Source organism: Planktophila turicensis (SeqCode), from assembly GCF_965234405.1.
In the GTDB taxonomy this organism is placed as follows: Bacteria; Actinomycetota; Actinomycetes; order Nanopelagicales; family Nanopelagicaceae; genus Planktophila; species Planktophila turicensis.
In genome coordinates, this window is sequence record NZ_OZ248346.1 from 456,564 (window position 1) to 475,507 (window position 18,944).

Here is an 18,944-nt window from a genome sequence, read left to right on the forward strand (position 1 = left end):
ACCTCACTCCATGAACGCATTCATGCGTAAGGCCACACAGATCCTCTTAGGTGCCACCCTCATCTATACCGGCACACTCCACCTCACAAGCAGTCGTGAAGAATTCCAAGCACAAGTTCCACCATGGGCACCATTCACACCCGACTTCATTGTTCTTGCATCCGGAGTAGTCGAGATAGCCCTTGGCCTTGCCCTCGTATCTCTCCAACGTAGGAAAGCAGTCGGAATAGCAACAGCTGCCTTCTTCATCGCAATCTTCCCTGGAAACATCTCTCAATTCGTCAATGGAATCGATGCATTCGGACTTAACGATGACCGCGCTCGCGCAATCAGACTGCTCTTTCAACCACTCCTTGTTCTCTGGGCGCTTTGGTCAACCACTGCCATGCCTAAAGGAACCTTCAAACGCTTTTGGAATTATGTAAAGAAAACAATTCGAGAAAACAAAGCGGCGACAGTGATTGGAATCCTGATTGGAGGAGTCGCGACAAGGTTCCTCGAGGACGGGAATTTGTTGGTAACCACAGTGCTGACGGGGATGAGTGTGGTGGGGACGTTGGTGATTGCGATAGCCGTCAAGCTAATACTCTACTAATTCATTAATTTGCTCAAAGAATCCTGCTCTAGAGCCATGAATATTGTGAGATTTGGAACGGGTGTAACCTGTTGAAAGACTATGTAAATCAGTAGAATTCAGTTCACGCGAAACGAAGGGTACTGATTAATGAATTTTATTACTCATAACCATAGATTTGCCTTAGATATTGTTGAATCAAATCCAGAATTAAAAAGCCTCTGGGAAGAAATTACGGCTTCCATTCTCTCAATTACAGATGAGCAGTTAATTGCTGAGTTTTCAAACACCCCAACAAAGATGAGTATTAGCGACGCTATAAATAGACTTTTAGATGCAGAATTGGTCAAACGCGGCTGGATTGCGCAGAGTGCGATTTTTCAGGGGGAAGAGTATTTAGAGAAGAAATGGCGCTTGGACTTTTCTAAACGGATTCAGAATCCTGCGAAAGGGATTTCTGGTATGGCAATTGAAGTCGCATTTAACCACGGTGAAGCAATCGCCTGGAATTTGATGAAACCAGTATTAGCGGCAGAAATGAATCAGGTGGAATTGCAAACTGAAATAGGTTCAGGCGTTGGAGTCTATATATGTGCAGCATCAGATTTAAAAGAGGCAGGCGGGTTTGACGGTGCAGTAGGAGAATATGAAAAAGTTTTGAGGTACTTAAATCCAATGTTCCAAAAACTATCAGTTCCATTAATCATAATCGGTCTAAATGCACCAAAAACTTTCAGGATTGAAAAGACCAAAAACCCAATTACCAAACGAAATATTGGAAAAGTAGTAAAAATTTAGAACTATTTAATTTCGCTAGCGAGAACTTTTCCAACTTTTTCAATCAGTCCAATCACTAGAGCATTCCCCATAAAAAATGCTCGCTTAGCATCAGAAACAATCTTTCCGTCAGAACTTTTTTTGCTCCAGTCATCTGGGAATCCATTGAGTCGTTCGAGCTCGATTGGAGTTAGTCTCCGGTAACCATTCTTAGTCTTAATAATGTGTTTGAATCTGGAAGGCGTAGTTCCGCCTTCACCGGTCAAGATTGTTCGACTTGGATTAGTTAGTAGATCAGGGAAAGCCATCTTTCCTTCAGCGTAGTTATACGTGACCCCACTTCCCTTGTGGGTGCGCTCGATACTTTTGGCACCCTTTAGATATTTCCACTCTTTCAGTCGCTTTTCTTCTACCCAATACTCATCGGGGACTTGTGAATCAGGCTGCAAAACTTCACCTAAGACAACAGGAGATGATGAAAGTTTTGCCTGTGTTTTTACCGTGTATGCAATTCCGTCTATGAAATAGCCTGCTGAGAGAAACGGACTCTTCTCTTTGCCCTTATTAAAGCGTGCACTAATTTCATCTGCATCCGCACTCAAATCTACTTCCTGCAATTCATCAACAGGTTTTTCAATTGGTAAGGCACGAGCAAGAATTCCTGTCTTGGCAATTACAGCTGCAGGGGACACTTTCTTTCCAGCTTTTTTGCGCGTTGCAACAATGAAAACTCGAATGCGCCGTTGAGGGAATCCATATTCAGCAGCATTCACTACCCGCCATTCAATGGTGTAACCCTCGTCGCCAAGAGTTTTGAGCATCACGGCAAAGTCGCGACCTCTTTGGTTTGAAGGAGATTTCAAGAGGCGATCGACATTCTCGAGAAAAATAAACTTAGGCTTTTGGCCATTTACGAGACGAAGGATTTCCCACCACAGCACACCCTTCTTCCCCTTTAATCCTTTAGAAGAATTGAGAGTCTTTGCAACTGAGTAATCCTGGCAAGGGAATCCACCAACGAGGAGGTCAATATTTTTTGGAAGAGATTTAATCTTTGCGATGTCAATATTTGTGTGACCATCTTCGCCGAATTGAGCGACATAGACATCTGAGGCATGTTGAACTTTTGTAGAAGGCTCCCATTGATTGGAAAAAGTTGTTTTCCAACCTGCACGAGCAAGGCCAATTCGGAACCCGCCTACGCCTGCAAAGAGCTCGGCGACGTTACCCACCGGATTTACTGGTTCTTTAAAGCCTTTTGATTTATATGCCACGTTTTGCCTCCGGGACGAAGCATAGGAAGAGGCACTGACAAGGTGTGGGATCGACGCGCGAATAGCGAGGTTAGATTGCCGTTATGGAGGTTTGCGAAGGCAACGCCAGCTTCGGTTCCTCTTCGTAAATCCTTTTCTCAATTCCCTTGAGTTCCTTCAAGACTTCTTCGATTCCATGTTCATTTACTGCTGTTGCAGAGCCTAGGAATCTATTGAATTCGCGGCCGGTTGCGGGATCGAAGCGGACTCCGGAGGTTTTCTGGCGGTTGGAGACGCTGAGGAAGTAATCGGATTGGTCGGGAGTTGTTGAGGCCATGAGAAGTTTGTCGAAGTCCCATTGTTGAGTCTTGATGGGGCCGGTGAAGATGAGGCGGTCGGTGGTGAGCATGACGACGCCTTGATCTTTATCCATCTGTAGTTCTTCACCGGGGATTACTTGGCCTTGCATTGCTCCTACGCGAAAGCGGATGCCTCCGCCGATGGGAATGCTGACTCCGGATGATCCGCCGGTGTAGCGAGAGGGAGTGCGGCCTGCTTCGTGGAAGATGCCTGTGGCAGACCAGAGTGTGCGTTCACCTTTTGCTTGCATGAGTGAGTTGGGGACTGAATCTTCGCCATTGGATGCGGCGGTGAAGACGGTGATGAGTTTGGTGAGCGTCTCTTTATCTTCTTGCCAGATTGCGTGAAGGCGGTTGTATTCATTGGTTGCGGCTTTGTCGGCGCGCTTAGCTTTGAAGTTTGCTATCCATCCCATGGCATAAGGGTAGTGACTGGGAGTGACAATCGGTCTTGGATTTATCCATAATTTTTTACCATCGGTAGATAAGTCTCAATAATCGCCTGATATCTTGTTGGCATGCTGATTCGCTGGGTTGGCTAACCTGAGTTACAAGGCGAATTGACATTGGAGGTGGGGACAAAAAGCGGGTTCTTCGGAGCCCGCTTTTTCACATTCCAAAGTTATGCACATCCAAACACATTTCACATTTCTGGCGATCACGTCCAAGCCACTATTCGCGGGCCGGGGTGGGGTGGTGTAGTGGTAACACGTGTTGATTCGCCATCAGCAAAATGCGAGTTCGATTCTCGTCCTCACCTCCGGTCCACCCACGACCTACCTCACGAAACTAGTGACTTTGTCAGGGCTACGAATTAACCTCGGGGTATGAGAAAGCATCTGCGCTTGGTGGCTCTGTTAATTCCTATGGTGCTTGTTGCCTCGAATTCATATGCCGCAGTTAAAGCGGGAAGTGCTTGCAAAAAGGTGGGATCCAAGAGTGTCAGCGGTGGAAAGAGTTACACCTGTATCAAGAGCGGCAAGAAGTTGGTCTGGGATAAAGGTGTGCTTGTAAGTAAGCCAATGCCGGCCGTTTCGGCAACGCCATCGCCTTCTACTGCGCAGAAGATTTCCTTTACGCCTTGGGAAAGTTCATTTGTAACTGAACACATGACACAAACCGCATTGAGCAAAACCAGCGAATATCTTGGAAACGTAAAGCCAAGTAACGCTTATGGTTTCACTGTTGACCCAGCTATAACACCATCAGATCGTGAATGGATAACAAAGGTTCTTGATTACACCAACGGCGCATTTAGCAATGTATTGCAAGGACGCGTTAAGGTCTTTCTAGGTACGACACATCAATGGTCTGCCACAACACTTCGAAGTGCTGGCACCTGGGTTGGAGATCCGGGATCTCCATATCCGTGCAGTAATGGGGTAAATGACGCTTACTGCGCTGGCCCTGATTTAACACTCCTAATTTATAGCGACATCTACAAGGCGAATTCGAATTACCAGTGGGATGCCGGAAGGCGCTCAACACCTGCGCACGAGTTATTCCATAATGTTCAGTTTGCACTAGGCGGGCGAAATGTTGCTCCAAGCGATCCAACACATATTCCGCGATGGTTAATGGAAGGTAGCGCCAATTATTTCGGGTTCTACATCGTAGATAAGTTGGAGCTGGCTACTTATGAATCGGGAAGAAATCAGCAAGTTACTACTAACCCTAACTATCGAACCGTCACGCCATTAGTTGAGTACGACAATTTCAGTTCAGATCCATACGGAATCGGGCAAGCCGCAACTGAGTATTTGATTGCATCGATTGGCTTTGAAAACTTCTTGAATATCTGGAAATTTACAAAAGCCGAGGAGAGCTTCGCCTTAGGTTTCCGTAAAGCAGTAGGCATCGAGATATCGGATTTCTACTCGAAGTTTGAGGCTGCTCGAGGTTCAATGAAAATCGGAACTCGGTGAGTCGCACCATAAGGGCTTGGCGCAGGCGTACCTTTAACTATGGCTAAAGAAGAGAAAGACCGGGTAGAGACTTCGATCCTGCCGCTTAAGTATGTGGATCTCGTTGAAGATATCTTCCATGCGGTGCTGGCTATCGCACTCTTTGCTATTGGTGTGGGGGCCTTCTTCTTCAGCATCAAGCGCTTGCTTGAGACAGCGCCCTTCTTTCCTAACGGAATGATTCAAGGCGTTAATGACATTTTATTTATCGTCATCATCTTAGAAATCTTGCGCACTGTTATCTCGCGCTTCACCGATGGCGTGTATCAGCTCGATAAGTTCCTGATTATTGGTGTGATCGCTGCTGTGCGACATATCTTGACTGTGGGCGCATCTCTTACCTTGGAAAGCGGAAAGAGCGATACGGCGTTTGAGAGAGCGATATTTGAGATGGGGCTCAATGCCCTGATTGTTGTGGCGCTGGTCTTTGCAATCTTTATGTCAAAGAGCGCGCATAGAAAAGCGAAGTAGCTTTACTCGAAGTCACCGCCGCGCCCCGTAAGGCGCTGGCGGTTCTTTCGAGGTCGATCAGCTCTCGTAATGAGAAAGATAACCGCGGCTGAATAGATCGCGATGAGAGCTAATCCGAGTCTCATGGTTATCCGAGTACTGCTAAGACAACGAGTGCGAAGATTGCAAGGTCAAGTGCCACGATTGCAATTGCTGAGAGTGAAAGCAAGCCGCGTGAATCTGCGATTTTCCGTGAGAGTGCAGATGGCTTATCAATCTTCTTGAGGTCGAGTAGGAGCGCTTCGCCTTCGCGAACGGCTGCGTACTGGCTGATGGTGGCAAGGATTCCGGTTGCTGCTGCAACGCCGAGGGCTAAGTACTTTGCGCCATCTGAAGCTGTTTCAAATGATCCGATTGCAGCGAGGACTAGAACGCCGATCAATACAAGTGCTGGTGCGACCTGTGCTTGAATGATTTGGGCGCGCATCTGGTTCCACTGCTTGAGTAATGATTTTTCATCCATGGTGTTGCCTCTCTCCGTGAGCTATCCAATGTGGATACGTAAGAGGTTAAGGGGTGCGGGGGCGAAGTGCTACCCCAAATTCGCGTGTATTTGGGTGGGGTGGTGACATTGTCGGTCTGGGGTTTTAACCTCAGGGGATGAGAAAGCATCTGCGCTTGGTCGCTCTACTAATTCCAATGGTTCTTGTTGCCTCGAATTCTTATGCCGCAGTTAAAGCGGGGATTGCGTGCACCAAGGTGGGTGCGAAGAGCGTCAGTGGCGGAAAGAGTTACACCTGCATTAAGAGCGGCAAGAAGTTAGTCTGGGATAAGGGCGTGGTTGTTGCGAAGCCTTCGGTTGCAAAACCATCTCCGGCTCCTTCTGCGAGTGCATCAGCTGCGCCTGTTGCGAAGCCAGAGGTTATAAAAGTCAATTTCAGCAATACATTTTCAACTGATCAGGGGTACTACATAGATTTTACGGATCCTTGTCAATGGGATTCTGCGCTTGACGGAAAACTGATGGAGATACAGCAGTACTTCTGGAACATTAATCGATGTGCAGGTCAGATGCGTATCAATAAGTACACATTAGGCAATGCTCGACCATCCAGTACTTTTGATTCGAAATCACTATTCGCTAATCCTGAGCCTTGCAAGTTAGTAACTCCAAAAGGAGTGATGACTAATAATGGATACACCACCGCAGAGCCAGAAAGAAACAGATGGTCGGATGAAAGACGTTATCCATCACCCGACACAGTGATTCAACTTGTGCCGATCTATTCTGAAGACACAGCGGAACCGAGGAATTCACCATCTGAGGACTATGTGGTGTACCTGAATTTCTTGAAGGATTGGATTGATTACTCAAGTGATCTTGGATCAAACGTGGAAATTCGCATTCCAAGCAAATATATAAAGATGGATAAGAAACTCGGTGATTACGGGATTAGCCATACAAATCGCTACGACTCGCCAGGTCACGTTGCATTCAATAAGGCGATGGTTGTAGCCACTGATGACTCGATTGACTTCAAGGGCGTAAATATTGCGATTGTTGTTCCGCCTGCGGGCACTGACACTTCTGTGTTCGCGCAAGCCTCAATTGGTTCATTGGTAACAAAAGAAGGAACTGTTGGCGTGGCAATGTCTGAATACGGAGTAAAAGCCGCAAGACCTAATGCATCCAATTTTTCAGGGCTTGGACACCCATTCTTCTGGATTCACGAATTAATGCATTCAGGATATGGATTCGATGATCATTACGGGGATACACAGCAGAATTTGAATACTGAATACGGCATGGGGTGGCTCACGTTAATGACTCCATATGGAGGCGATCTAACTACGTGGGAAAAGTGGATTCTTGGATTTATGAAGGATTCGCAAATCCAATGCGTAACTGGAGGTCAATCATCTACACATTGGATTGCACCCTCGACAGTAAAAACTACGGAGAGCAAAGCAATTGTTATCCGAGTCTCCGCTACGAAAGCGATTGTTGTTGAAACTTTGAGGCCTGGAGGTCTCTATTACAAAATTCCAAAAGATACGCAGGGAGCTCTCGTCTACGAGATAGACCTACTGCAGGCAAATCATGGAATGGGTATGAAACTGTCTCTTCCGATTGGGCGTAACGTGAACAATAAGCCATTCTTTATGGCTTCGTATCCACTTAAACAAGGAGAATTCACGATTTCAAATGGATACAAGATCACAATTGTTGAATCAGGTACTTTTGGTGATGTAGTGAAAGTGGAAAAGGTGTAGTAGATGAGAAGAAATATTCTTACATGGGCTTTGGTGGTTGGCGTTGCTTCTGTATTTCTAGTTCCGAATTCATCTGCGGCAGTCAAGGCAGGCGCCGCCTGCACCAAGGTGGGTGGGAAGAGCGTCAGTGGTGGAAAGAGTTACACCTGCATCAAGAGTGGTAAGAAGTTGGTGTGGGATAAAGGCGTTCTGGTTGCTAAACCATCGGTAGCAAAGCCAACTCCGGCACCTTCCGCGAGTGCCGAGGCATCTGCTTCTCCAAAACCTGTTGTTGTTCCAGCGGTGACATACCCAGAAGGTCCTACAAGTTTCGATGATCTCGTCGAGAAGTATCAGGGAATTTCTTATGCTGCATGGAGGAAATCAACAACAGTCCTCAAGGCTGCCGACAAAGTAGTTGTGCCATTTAATTCTGTCACTGGACCGAAGACAACGCTTGCGTACAAGACACCAGAAAAAATTTATGACTTGGTCTCGCGCATGTATACCGGGTATCAAAGCGCGAAAGATTTAACAGTTCTTTCATTTTCATACGATGACCGCGACTGGGCTGAGCAACAAATGAGAACGATTCAACCTTCATCAACTTGGCAATGGATTAAATTCACTGCCTGCGAGACTCGTGAAACTTGCTGGGGTGGCGGAATGCATACCGATGCAAGCGGAAAGGGCTTAATGGTTATGACAACTGAAGTTGTAGATGAGAACCACACTTCGGGAACCTTGGATGCGCACGAATACACACATGCAGTGCAGCAGAATCAGATGGGTCGCTCGCAACCTTGGCCACCTTCAGGAACTTGGCCACCAACTTGGTACCTGGAAGGGCAGGCTAATTACACTCAATATGTAGCGGTCTATAACGAATCGTTTGAGGAGTATCGGAAGAAGCGACGTCCATCTGACGAAGGTTTATATCGAGATTCAAAGATCACTTCACAGTGGATTCAGGACTACTTCGTTGTAGATCCTCCTGCAGATTGGTTCAATAAGTATGAACGTTGGCGCCAATATGACCTCGGTGCCATGTTGATCGAAGTACTGACCGCGGTTAAGGGCCCTGCTTCAACAATGGAGCTCTGGAAGCAATGTGGCACAGGGTTAAAGTTCAAGGATGCCTTCGAAAAGGTTTACGGAATTTCATTCGATAAAGCGCTACCAAATATCTCCAAAGCGATAGCCCTTCAATTAGGTCGCAGCTAAGTTCCGAACATGAAGAGAATGATTCGCGCGCTAGCATTCATGATTCCAATGGTTCTGGTTGCCTCGAACTCATATGCCGCTGTTAAAGCGGGAAGTGCGTGCACCAAGGTTGGGACTAAGAGCGTTACTGGCGGAAAGAGTTACACCTGCATTAAGAGCGGCAAGAAGTTGGTGTGGAGTAAGGGTGTGGTTGTTGCGAAGCCGTCGGTAACAAAGCCAACTCCCGCTCCTTCAGCGAGTGCGATCCCTGTGTCGGTCGCATTTACTCCGTGGGCTAGCTCTTTTGTAACTGAAGATATGACCAAGGCAGCGCTTTCAAGCACGAGTGCATATCTTGGAATCGTGAAGCCAAGCAACGCATACACATACACCGTGGATCCTGCCATTACTGAATCTGATCGAGCTTGGATAACCAAGATGCTTGATTACACCAACGGTGCATTTAGTGAAGTTTTGCAAGGACGAGTAAAGGTTTATCTTGGTACAACACATGAATGGTCTGCCACTGTTATGCGCGCTGCCGGTGATTGGGTAGGAGATCCGAAAGGTCCATATCCGTGCAGTGATGGAACGCGAGATGCTTACTGTGCGGGAGAGAATATTGCTCTCATGATTTATAGCGATATCTATAAGCCCAACTCGAATTACCGCTGGGATGTGGGAAGGCGTTCAACTCCTGCCCACGAGTTATTTCATACTGTTCAATTTGCTTTAGGCGGAAGAAATCTTGGACCAGATGATCAAGCTCATATTCCACGCTGGTTGATGGAGGGAAGTGCCAATTACTTCGGGTATTTCATGGTCGACACGCTTGGGATTGATAGCTATGGAAGTGGCAGAGGTAATCAAGTTTCTATGAATCGTGCCTATAAAACTATCGTTCCACTTGTTGAATATGACAATTTCACTTCCGATCCCTACGGGATTGGACAGGCAGCCACGGAGTACTTAATCGCATCCGTTGGTTTTGAGAATTTCCTAAATATTTGGAGGTTTACAAAATCTGAAGGCACGTTTGCTAAAGGATTCGCAAAGGCAACAGGTATTGAGCTCTCTGACTTCTATGCCAAGTTTGAGGGCGCACGAGGATCCATGAAAATAGGTTCTCTGTAATCAACTTAAGGGTGACATATCTCTTCTCGCAAAATAGAGTGCACCCATGACAACATTTAAATGGGGTTTTGTTGGGGCGGGCATGATTGCCAAGAAGGCTTTATATCCGGCTATCTCCAGATCTAATGTGGGTGAGATTCATGCTGTGGCATCGCGTGATGCAGATAGGGCGATGACTATCTCGCCTAAGGGTTTGATCTATACAGATTACGACCAGTTATTTGCTGACCCTGCTGTTGATGGTGTCTATATCTCTTTGCCGAATGCTTTTCACTTGCCGGTCGCTATTAAGGCGATGAAGGCGGGCAAGCATGTCTTGTGTGAGAAGCCTTTGGGAATGAATGCAGCTGAAGTAAAGGAAGCGATTGCTGTATCGCAAGCAATGGGCGTTTTATTTGTTGAGGCATCATGGAATAGATGGCATCCGCGTACACAAAGAATTCAAGAGATTGTGCAGTCAGGTGAATTGGGTGCGATTAAACGTATTCGTGCAGCCTTTACTTACGATGGATTAGATCGCGGCAATATTCGCCTTGACCCAACTATTGGTGGGGGAATCTTGTATGACTTGGGGCCATATTCAACTGTGGCACCTTTGTGGTTAATGGACTTCCCTGAAGTTTCTAACTTATCTGTGCAGTCGGTGAAGCATTCAGGTGGAGTCGATGAGACAACGCGTGTGAATTACAAGTTGGGCAACACTGTCTGCGAGACAGTGGCATCGTGCAATATTCCTGAGACCAGCTGGTTAATTGTTGATGGCGAAAAGGGAAGTGCGAAGATGTTGGGCGACAACGTCTTTAACTCACGCCATGCGGGTAGCTTGCTAGAAGTTGAAGTGGGCGGAGTTAAGCGGGTTGAAGAGTTTGGTCCTGTTGATCCATATCAAATCATGGCCGATAACTTTGCGCGTAAGGCTATGGGTGGAAGTGATTGGGTAATGCCACTGACTGAATCTGTGCGCTTTGCAGAACTCTTTGATGCAGCTTTTGCTCAGATAAAGAAGTAACTACTTAGTTTCTGCAATACGAGCTTTGACCATATCGAGGATTAACTTCTCTTCGACCTTCCAATCACTTGGAATCACGATGGTCTTCTTATTTACCTTTAGGTGATCCATCTTGTCGCGGAATGCATCGAGGACATCGGTGCTCCATGGAGCGATGGTGATGTGGTTCTTTGAACATGAGCCACCGAAGATGTAATCATCACCTAACTTGAGCATTGGTTGGTTCCAGGCGATGACAAGTTCAGTCTTTGGGTACTTGGTTTGAATCACCTTAAAGATCTTGCGCAGAGTCGTGGCCTGCTTTGGGTCGATGGTCTTGTAGTAATCAGCTGGGGTGTCATGACGACGTGAAGAAGTAGATCCGCGGGAATACATCACGAGTGCGTTGGCATGGGCCTGCGAAAATCCGTAGTTCTCGCGCAGGTGAGCAATCTGTTGTGGGTACTTCTCGTCCTTGATTTCCTTCATAATCTTGAACCAATAGGACATCTTTTCGCCATAGCGCTTTTCAATAGCGGGGAAGTGAGCCTCACGTGAAGGATCTTTAGGCATAGGCTCAGAATACGCGAGATTGAGGCGTAGACTGAAGGTATTGCATTCGATGAGCGGAGAATAATGAAGCGCCAGAAGAAATTAGCCCAAATTGATTATGTCGTGAGCTTGATGGGAGCCATGATGTTGGTCTGCTTCTGGCTCATCATCTCGACACTTCCAGACTTTTTCTTCATTAATCCGCAGGGAACCAGTAGTGAAATCCGCCGGGCCGAATTGGTTCTATCAACAATTGGTTGGATTCTGCTCTCAACAGTAGCTCCACTACTGCTATTTCTCTATGCAGCAGGTCTTCATGGAGCTCGTAAATTTCTTCCGGTTGCTGCGCTGTGGTGGCCAATCAGCCTCACCATCTCTCAAGTTACCGTGTACATACTTGATGGTGCTTTCTATCTAGATTACTTAGTTAAGTTTCCTGTCTTCATCTTCACCGACATTATTCTTCCGATATTCGTGCTGATTCTCTGGCATGACCTTCGCGAAGATAAACCGTTTGAGATTCATGAAGATGCACGAGACTTGCTGCAACCATGAAAGGTAGAAATCGCTTAGAAGGCTTTTCTTTAATTTCAGTGGTTTTTGGCTTGCTTCTTTCATTCGCAGTTTCACAGGCGCTTTCTCCGCTTCCGTCATCTGCACTACTTCTTAAAGCAGATGAAGAAGTCGTTTATGAGACCGCGGGCGAATCTGTGGGCAGCGCATCCGTTTTACCTGTAGTTGTCGCTGGTTCAACAGGTGCACCTGGTCAGGTCGGATCTAAGGGAGCGGTTGGTCCGATTGGACCCCAAGGCGAACAAGGGATTCAAGGTCTTCAAGGTGAAGATGGATTGCAAGGGCCTGCTGGCGAAAAGGGAGATAAAGGCGACCAGGGGATTCAGGGCGAGATAGGTGCAACAGGTGCAACAGGTGCAACAGGTGCAACAGGTGCAACAGGTGCAACAGGTGCAACAGGTGCAACAGGTTCGTCTGGAAGTAATGGTTCATCCGGAGCAACTGGCGCGCAGGGACCACAAGGTGCAACAGGTGCAACAGGTGCAACAGGTGCTGTAGGTCCGATGGGACCAGTTGGACCTACCGGAACATTTAGCAGCGCAGGTTTTGAAGAGCGTAAGGCATGCTCATTTGTTGATGGGAAATTCAAAATTCCTGTGGGCACACTCATTTTAGGTTCGTGTGCCGAAGTTGGAGTTGAGGGCAAAGACGTTGTGATTGTGATGCGCCCCTAATTTATGAATTCTGTTTCATTAGCAATTGATGTCGGAGCTACCAAGGTAGCGGTTGGCTTAGTGACACTCTCGGGGCAGGTGCTTGCGCGTATTGATGTGAATTCAAAGGCGGGCTCGATTGCAGAGCTCAATGGTTCTTTGGCGGACGCGATTAAGAGCGTGATGGCAACACCTGATGTGGTTGTGGTGGGTGCGGGAATTGGATCGGCAGGACCTATCGATAATGTGAAGGGCACAATCAATCCGGTCAATATTCCGCATTGGGTTGATTTCTCACTCGTTGATTTTGTCCGTGAAGTTTCTGGTCTTGCTTCTGTTCGCATTATTGGAGACGCAAGTGCGCTTGCTTATGCTGAGTTTGTTCTGGGTGCAGGTCGTGGTGCAACGAACTTGATGGGTATTGTGGTTTCAACAGGAATTGGTGGTGGCGTTGTTTTGAATGGCGCATTCCATGTGGGGCGCACAGGTAATGCGGGAATGATTGGCCATAGCGTTGTTGTGCAAGGTGGAAATGAATGTGCGTGTGGCCAACGCGGATGTGTTGAGGCGTATTCAAGCGGAACCAATATGGCGAAAGATTTTGGCGCAGATAACTTTGAGGCTGTGGCTAACGCTGCGCGTTCTGGTGATGGTGCGGCAGTTGCTGCAATTGAAAAAGGTGCGGCTGTTTTAGCTCTTGGGTTGTTGAATGCGGTGGCGCTGATGGATCTCGACACCATTGTGGTGGGCGGGGGAGTCATGTTGGCCGATGATGTGTATTGGCCGATATTGGTGAAGCACTTTGAAAAAGAGATGAAAGCGCTCAATTTCCCTGGAAATGTGGCGTTAAAGAAGGCAACACTCGGCAAAGATTCAGGACTTGTTGGCGCTGGTTTGGTTGGATTCATCTCACCAACAGAAAGGGCATAGCGTGCTGGAATTCTCAGAACGTCCGTGGGGCACTTATCAAGTGCTGCATAGCAATGCCTTTTCACAGGTGAAGGAAATTACCGTCAAGGCCGGAGCTCGCCTTTCTTATCAAACACATGAAAAGCGCGCAGAGCACTGGTTTATTACTCAGGGGCCAGCGATTGTCACCATTGATGGAGTAACAAAGACTCTGCAGATGGGTGAATCAGTTGATATCGCAGTCGGTGTTGCACACCGCATGGCAGCTCCTGAAACAAATGGTGTGACATTTATTGAAGTACAGACAGGTACTTACTTTGGCGAAGATGACATCGTGCGCCTTGAGGATGATTTCGGCCGCAACTAATGAAGGTTGTGCGGCGCAGCGTTACTGAAGGCTTCTCACTCGCACTCGATACACCGCAAGGCCGCAAGACTTTTCCGGCTTCCGTTCCGGGTTCAATCCACACAGACCTCATTGCAGCAGGCGTCATAGGTGATATTCGCATTGATGGCACAGAGGTAGAACAAGAGTGGATCCGTAACGCTGGTTCGGTTTATGCGGCGCAGATTCTGGCGCAGAGTGGTGGCGGTAAGTACGAATTAAAGTTTGATGGCCTTGATACCTTGGCAACTGTTTCGGTCAATGGTGCGGTGAAGTTGGAATGCGAGAACATGCACCGCGCGTATTCGATTGATGTCACTGATAGCGCAACCGATGCAATGGATTTAAAGGTGGAATTTAGGGCACCTCTTCCTGAAGCGCTGAAGAGACAAGATGAGATGGGTAAATATCCCAACCCATATGACATGCCCTATAACTACTTTAGAAAGATGGCATGCAGCTTTGGTTGGGATTGGGGTCCCATCACAGTAACCAGCGGTATTTGGAAACCTATTTGGTTGATGCAGTGGGATGAAGGAATTCTTGATGAAGTAGGGATCGTTGCAGATGTTGTTGATGGCATTCCGCAGTTGCGTGTGCGCACGGTGGGGCGCGGAAGTGCAACGGCTGTTTCAGTGCGCATTAGCGGCCACGGCAAAGAGAAGAGCTATACAACAACGCTAGGTAGCGATGAAGTCATTACCTGCGAGGGCTTTAAGCTCTGGCATCCACGGGGATTCGGCGAAGCAACGCTGTATTCAGTTGAGGTAACGCTGCTTAACGGTGCAGGTGAAGTCATTGACGAAGCCAGTAAGCGAGTGGGCTTTAGGCATGTATCTCTTGATCAAAGTAATTTCGGAGATCGTCAGATGTTTGCCATCTGCGTCAACGACAAGCGTGTGTGGGCCAAGGGAGTGAATTGGATTCCAGATGATCCTTTCCCGCATCGAGTTTCGAAAGAGCAGTATGCGCAGAAGATTCATGATCTTTACTCAGTTGAGGTAAATGCCATCCGTGTCTGGGGTGGGGGAATCTATGAGTCAGATGATTTCTATGATCTTTGTGATGAACTCGGAATTATCGTCTGGCAGGACTTCCTCTTTGCATGCGCGGCGTATCCAGAAACACCTGCGATGTTTGAAGAAGTTGCAGATGAAGCACACCAAGCAATTACTCGATTGGGTTCACATGCGAGCCTTGTGATGTGGTGCGGTGGCAATGAATGTATTGAAGGTTTCCAGCATTGGGGATGGCAAGAAACGTTAGCAGGTAAAGCGTGGGGACTTAATTTCTATCTCGATACTTTGCCAGCGGCGCTGGCTGCCTTCGATGGATCACGTCCTTATATTCCAGGTTCTCCTTTCTCGACGCTGAAAGAAGATGTGAAAGATTTTTCTTCAGGAACAAACCACATCTGGGATGTCTGGAATGACACTGGGTATCAGCGCTACGAGGAATATTCGCCATCGTTTTCTGCTGAGTTTGGATATAACGGACCAGGTTCTTGGCGCACGCTAACCAAGGCGATTGGTAAAGCGAATTTAGATTCAGCAGATAGCGATTTAGCCACGCATCAAAAGGCATTCTTCGGGATGGATAAAGTGGCAAATGGTCTGGTGCGCGAATTCAGTAAAGAATTTACGCAAGGTCCTGCTTGGTATTTTGCAGCGCAGCTAGTGCAAGCCCGTGCTGTTGAAGTGGGGTTAAAGCACTTTAGAAGCCAGTATGAAACCTGTTCAGGATCTGTCTTGTGGCAGTACAACGATATGTGGCCAGCAATTAGCTGGGCAGTTCTTGATTCAGCATCATCGCGAAAGTTATCTTGGTATGCGATGCGCGAGGCGTATAGGCCGCAGGTATTGCACTTCTCAGGGGTGATGCGAAAGCTGATTCTGATTAACGATACGGATACGCCGTGGCACGACATGCTCAACCTTCATCTGGTGGGCAAGAATGGTGAAGTCATTGAACAGAGTTCACGAGAAGTAGTTCTAGCTCCGCGTTCGCAGGCAAGTTATGAATTAGGTGAACTATTCAAGACTGTAGAAGTTGCAGCTATTGATGGATATCTGGTGGCAGAACTTGGCGAGATTCGTACCGCTCGACGTATCTTGGATGCAGCTGTTCAGGAAGTCTGTGCGCATAACGTGGCATTAGTTGAAAGAGTTGAGGGCAAGCAGGTGCGGGTTCTTGTGCAGGCTGAGTGCTTTATTCACGAGCTTTCGATATTGCCTGAATTGGTTGCAGCAGATCGCGTCACGGTATCGGCTGAGCGAGTTACTTTGCTGCCGGGTGAATCAATCAACATTGTAATTGATTGTTCTAGTAATGAAGATGCTCAATTGGTCGCAGCACAGATTGAAGAGATTACCTGGAGCCTGAACCGCTTAATGAATTAAAGCGAGCGCAGTACTGCTGTAACGATTCCTAGAACTTATCAACAGAGAGCAGAATTCTTAGCTCATAGCGGGGTAGGGGCACCTACCTTCCGCCGATGGATTTCATATACAGCCGGCATGCACGCCGGCAAATGTTGGAACGCAGAGTAACCGAAGAGGAAATTAATTACGTTTTACATCGATATTCACTGACCTACCCAGCTGACAAGGGAGGAACATCTCTCTTTGCAGAACTTCCAGATGGGCGCAAATTGGTGGTCTGGCTAGCAAATAGTCGGCCGCTGAATAAACCGTTCTTTATAAAATCAGTAGCTAGGAGAGATCGACATGTGTAATTCGATTATTGAAATTGACCTTGAAGTCGAGGCTGCGGCAGTTAATTTCCTGCAAAAGGGTTCGGAACGCACTGATCCTTTTGGAGAAGATATAAATGTAGATTTCGCGGCAACAGGCGAGGTGGTGTCGGTGGAATTTCTGAGTTTTAAGAAACTCGACTTGACCGAAGCGGAATTAATCGCTTTGAATCCTCATGCAAATATGGAAGCAATTTATGCCATTGAGTTTGCACAACGCTTCTTACTCGCAACGCTTTCAGAGGCTTCCTTGCAAGGTAAGGCAATCGAGGAAGCGAGTTAGAGCGAGCGCAGTACTGCTGTAACAATTCCCAAGACTTCACATTGATCGCCATCGATTGGCGCGAAGTCATCATTGGCAGGAAGCAACCAGATGTGGCCGCTCTTGCGTGAGAATGTTTTTACAGTTGCTTCGCCATCGATCATTGCAGCAACGATGTCGCCATTGTTGGCATCTTTCTGCTGACGAATAACAACGTAATCGCCATCGCAGATAGCTGCATTAATCATCGATTCACCCTTGACCTTGAGCATAAAGAGTTCGCCCTTGCCAACGAGTGATTCAGGAAGTGGGAAAGTTTCTTCAATTTGTTGATCTGCAGTGATTGGAACACCTGCTGCGATCGAACCAACGAGAGGGATAAAGCGAGTCTTATCTGTGTGGGCACCTTCACCGGTCATGCTGTCGGGAAGGACGACCTCCATGGCGCGGCCTCGGTCGGCATCGCGGCGGATGAAGCCCTTCTCTTCCAAGATATCGAGCTGGTACTTAACGGATGCGGGGGAGTTGAGCCCTGCTGCCTCACCGATTTCACGCATAGATGGGGCATAGCCCTGGGATTCGGTTGAGGTCTTGATGAAGTCGAGGATTGTTACCTGGCGGGTGGTCAGCTCAGGCTTGGGTGTGGGGTTCTTGGCCATACACAGATTCTTCCACAGGTTGGGGATAAATTCAAACAAATGTTCGAAAAAATGTTGCAGATGTCAGTGGGCAGGTATATGGTTTTCCTATCGAACAAGTGTTCGAAAACCTTCCCCAAGGTTTAAGGCGTAGCAGGAGCTGAGAACTATGAGCACATTAACACTTTCAACATATGGCTCTGAAAGCATTGTAAATCAAGCACTTTCGACCGTTCCGTCTGGCATTCGTTTGAATCGCCGTGGTCGTCTAGCGCGCACCTTTGTGGTTCTCTCTCTCGCTATCGTCTTGGGGTCAGTTGTCAGTGCAAAGGCAGGGGCGGGCACCGATGTGGCACCTGCTGCTGCCGGATCCTTCATCACAGTCACTGTGGCGCCCGGAGATACCGTCTGGTCGCTGGCTACACGCCTTGCAGATGGCGGCGATGTGCGCTCGCTCGTCTCAGAGATCATCTCGGTCAACTCATTGGCCTCAGTCGATGTTGCTACAGGTCAGAAGCTACGTATCCCGCTTAACTAGCCAGATCTGCAGGGTTGGCCGCGACACGAAGACGCGCCACGCCTTTCATCCTGCAAACTCTCAAGATTTGCTTTACAGTTCCCACTATATGTAGGGGTCGAAGACGCAAAAACTTCCATAAGTAGTGGTTTTACGGTAGTTTAGCCAATTCGCTAATACACCGAAATTTGGGAAAAACTGAGCATTCGAAGGGAGACACGCCGAAATGATTTGTCCGTTCTGCAGACACGATGATTCTCGAGTCGTCGACTCCCGTCCGGTCCAAGATGGCACAGAAATCCGCCGTCGCCGCGAATGCCCTAAGTGTGGCCAACGCTTCTCAACACAAGAGGTGGCGCTGCTCAACATCATCAAGCGATCAGGGGCTACTGAACCATTTAGCCGCGAGAAAGTTCTTGTGGGCGTCCGTAAGGCATGCCAAGGTCGCCCAGTAAATGAAGATGATTTGGTTCTCTTAGCCCAGCGAGTAGAAGAAACCCTTCGCTCAACCGGTCAAGCAGAAATCGAAGCTCAAGAAGTAGGGCTGGCAATTCTTGCGCCACTACGCGAACTCGATGAGGTGGCTTACCTCCGATACGCGTCTGTGTACCGTAACTTTGCCTCCCTTGAAGATTTTGAAGGTGAGATTGCACTTCTCCGCGCCCTCCCATCAAATGCAACAACAGCTACAAAAGCAGTAAAAACACCAGATACAACATCAACAGTTCAACAGAAGACGGGGAAATAA

Annotated in this window: 21 protein-coding genes, 1 tRNA gene and 1 pseudogene; 18 read left to right on the forward strand and 5 right to left on the reverse strand. The window is 47.7% G+C overall.

The window, feature by feature from the left end; genetic code table 11:
- Nucleotides 1–22 precede the first annotated feature (22 nt).
- Both AC8GFK_RS02370 and AC8GFK_RS02375 read left to right on the forward strand, forming a co-directional pair.
- A pseudogene (locus AC8GFK_RS02370) lies at nucleotides 23–385 on the forward strand (DoxX family protein); the annotation flags it as partial.
- 339 nt (nucleotides 386–724) lie between these two features.
- Nucleotides 725–1,372 carry a BglII/BstYI family type II restriction endonuclease gene (locus AC8GFK_RS02375; RefSeq protein ID WP_506625586.1) on the forward strand — a complete coding sequence of 216 codons (648 nt, stop codon included), beginning with the start codon at nucleotides 725–727 and terminating at the stop codon, nucleotides 1,370–1,372.
- Between the two features lie 2 nt (nucleotides 1,373–1,374).
- Here the strand turns inward: AC8GFK_RS02375 and dcm are convergent, their stop codons facing one another.
- Together dcm and AC8GFK_RS02385 are read right to left on the reverse strand one after the other, a co-directional pair.
- Nucleotides 1,375–2,625, reverse strand: coding sequence for a DNA (cytosine-5-)-methyltransferase (gene dcm / locus AC8GFK_RS02380; protein WP_506625587.1), 1,251 nt, complete (start codon nucleotides 2,623–2,625; stop codon nucleotides 1,375–1,377).
- A gap of 70 nt (nucleotides 2,626–2,695) precedes the next feature.
- Nucleotides 2,696–3,379, reverse strand: a complete 684-nt coding sequence (locus AC8GFK_RS02385) for a hypothetical protein (protein ID WP_506625588.1) — start codon at nucleotides 3,377–3,379, stop codon at nucleotides 2,696–2,698.
- Nucleotides 3,380–3,650: 271 nt separating this feature from the next.
- Between AC8GFK_RS02385 and AC8GFK_RS02390 the strand changes: the two genes are divergently transcribed.
- From AC8GFK_RS02390 to AC8GFK_RS02400, 3 genes are all read left to right on the forward strand, one after another.
- Nucleotides 3,651–3,723, forward strand: a tRNA-Ala gene (locus AC8GFK_RS02390).
- A 67-nt stretch (nucleotides 3,724–3,790) separates the two neighbouring features.
- Nucleotides 3,791–4,888, forward strand: coding sequence for a hypothetical protein (locus tag AC8GFK_RS02395; protein WP_506625589.1), 1,098 nt, complete (start codon nucleotides 3,791–3,793; stop codon nucleotides 4,886–4,888).
- Between the two features lie 39 nt (nucleotides 4,889–4,927).
- Complete coding sequence (locus AC8GFK_RS02400) at nucleotides 4,928–5,398, forward strand: phosphate-starvation-inducible PsiE family protein (RefSeq protein WP_506625590.1); 471 nt, start codon at nucleotides 4,928–4,930, stop codon at nucleotides 5,396–5,398.
- Between the two features lie 127 nt (nucleotides 5,399–5,525).
- On the opposite strand, the gene AC8GFK_RS02405 is transcribed toward AC8GFK_RS02400, so the two are convergent.
- Nucleotides 5,526–5,900 carry a hypothetical protein gene (locus AC8GFK_RS02405; protein ID WP_506625591.1) on the reverse strand — a complete coding sequence of 125 codons (375 nt, stop codon included), beginning with the start codon at nucleotides 5,898–5,900 and terminating at the stop codon, nucleotides 5,526–5,528.
- A 137-nt stretch (nucleotides 5,901–6,037) separates the two neighbouring features.
- Here AC8GFK_RS02405 and AC8GFK_RS02410 point away from each other — a divergent pair, with 137 nt between their 5' ends.
- From AC8GFK_RS02410 to AC8GFK_RS02425, 4 genes are read left to right on the forward strand one after another with little or no spacing between them, the layout of a single operon-like run.
- The gene (locus AC8GFK_RS02410) at nucleotides 6,038–7,651 is read left to right on the forward strand and encodes a hypothetical protein (protein ID WP_506625592.1); all 1,614 of its coding nucleotides are present in this window, start codon (nucleotides 6,038–6,040) and stop codon (nucleotides 7,649–7,651) included.
- 3 nt (nucleotides 7,652–7,654) lie between these two features.
- Nucleotides 7,655–8,854, forward strand: coding sequence for a hypothetical protein (locus AC8GFK_RS02415; RefSeq protein ID WP_506625593.1), 1,200 nt, complete (start codon nucleotides 7,655–7,657; stop codon nucleotides 8,852–8,854).
- Nucleotides 8,855–8,863: 9 nt separating this feature from the next.
- Nucleotides 8,864–9,967 (forward strand): hypothetical protein, encoded by a 1,104-nt coding sequence (locus AC8GFK_RS02420; RefSeq protein WP_506625594.1) that lies wholly within the window; start codon nucleotides 8,864–8,866, stop codon nucleotides 9,965–9,967.
- A gap of 46 nt (nucleotides 9,968–10,013) precedes the next feature.
- Nucleotides 10,014–10,976, forward strand: a complete 963-nt coding sequence (locus AC8GFK_RS02425; protein ID WP_506625595.1) for a Gfo/Idh/MocA family protein — start codon at nucleotides 10,014–10,016, stop codon at nucleotides 10,974–10,976.
- Here the strand turns inward: AC8GFK_RS02425 and AC8GFK_RS02430 are convergent, their stop codons facing one another.
- On the reverse strand, nucleotides 10,977–11,528 hold the full coding sequence (locus AC8GFK_RS02430; protein WP_506625596.1) for a DUF4287 domain-containing protein: 552 nt from the start codon (nucleotides 11,526–11,528) through the stop codon (nucleotides 10,977–10,979).
- 63 nt (nucleotides 11,529–11,591) lie between these two features.
- Between AC8GFK_RS02430 and AC8GFK_RS02435 the strand changes: the two genes are divergently transcribed.
- From AC8GFK_RS02435 to AC8GFK_RS02465, 7 genes are all read left to right on the forward strand, one after another.
- Nucleotides 11,592–12,062, forward strand: coding sequence for a hypothetical protein (locus tag AC8GFK_RS02435; RefSeq protein WP_506625597.1), 471 nt, complete (start codon nucleotides 11,592–11,594; stop codon nucleotides 12,060–12,062).
- 38 nt (nucleotides 12,063–12,100) lie between these two features.
- On the forward strand, nucleotides 12,101–12,754 hold the full coding sequence (locus tag AC8GFK_RS02440) for a hypothetical protein (RefSeq protein WP_506625598.1): 654 nt from the start codon (nucleotides 12,101–12,103) through the stop codon (nucleotides 12,752–12,754).
- Between the two features lie 3 nt (nucleotides 12,755–12,757).
- On the forward strand, nucleotides 12,758–13,663 hold the full coding sequence (locus AC8GFK_RS02445; RefSeq protein ID WP_506625599.1) for an ROK family protein: 906 nt from the start codon (nucleotides 12,758–12,760) through the stop codon (nucleotides 13,661–13,663).
- A gap of 1 nt (nucleotide 13,664) precedes the next feature.
- Nucleotides 13,665–14,009, forward strand: coding sequence for a phosphomannose isomerase type II C-terminal cupin domain (locus AC8GFK_RS02450; RefSeq protein ID WP_506625600.1), 345 nt, complete (start codon nucleotides 13,665–13,667; stop codon nucleotides 14,007–14,009).
- Nucleotides 14,009–16,426 carry a glycoside hydrolase family 2 protein gene (locus AC8GFK_RS02455; protein ID WP_506625601.1) on the forward strand — a complete coding sequence of 806 codons (2,418 nt, stop codon included), beginning with the start codon at nucleotides 14,009–14,011 and terminating at the stop codon, nucleotides 16,424–16,426. Before AC8GFK_RS02450 ends, AC8GFK_RS02455 begins: the two co-directional genes overlap by 1 nt.
- Before the next feature lie 95 nt (nucleotides 16,427–16,521).
- Nucleotides 16,522–16,761 carry a DUF4258 domain-containing protein gene (locus tag AC8GFK_RS02460; protein WP_150121992.1) on the forward strand — a complete coding sequence of 80 codons (240 nt, stop codon included), beginning with the start codon at nucleotides 16,522–16,524 and terminating at the stop codon, nucleotides 16,759–16,761.
- Complete coding sequence (locus tag AC8GFK_RS02465; RefSeq protein ID WP_095673345.1) at nucleotides 16,754–17,062, forward strand: DUF2283 domain-containing protein; 309 nt, start codon at nucleotides 16,754–16,756, stop codon at nucleotides 17,060–17,062. The genes AC8GFK_RS02460 and AC8GFK_RS02465 overlap by 8 nt, the downstream gene beginning before the upstream one ends.
- Here AC8GFK_RS02465 and lexA read toward each other — a convergent pair.
- A complete protein-coding gene (lexA, locus tag AC8GFK_RS02470; protein WP_506625602.1) occupies nucleotides 17,059–17,700 on the reverse strand; it encodes a transcriptional repressor LexA in 642 nt (213 codons plus the stop codon). The two genes, AC8GFK_RS02465 and lexA, sit on opposite strands and share 4 nt — an antisense overlap.
- 148 nt (nucleotides 17,701–17,848) lie before the next feature.
- Here lexA and AC8GFK_RS02475 point away from each other — a divergent pair, with 148 nt between their 5' ends.
- Complete coding sequence (locus AC8GFK_RS02475) at nucleotides 17,849–18,217, forward strand: LysM peptidoglycan-binding domain-containing protein (RefSeq protein WP_506625603.1); 369 nt, start codon at nucleotides 17,849–17,851, stop codon at nucleotides 18,215–18,217.
- A 205-nt stretch (nucleotides 18,218–18,422) separates the two neighbouring features.
- Nucleotides 18,423–18,944, forward strand: coding sequence for a transcriptional regulator NrdR (gene nrdR, locus AC8GFK_RS02480; protein ID WP_095673348.1), 522 nt, complete (start codon nucleotides 18,423–18,425; stop codon nucleotides 18,942–18,944).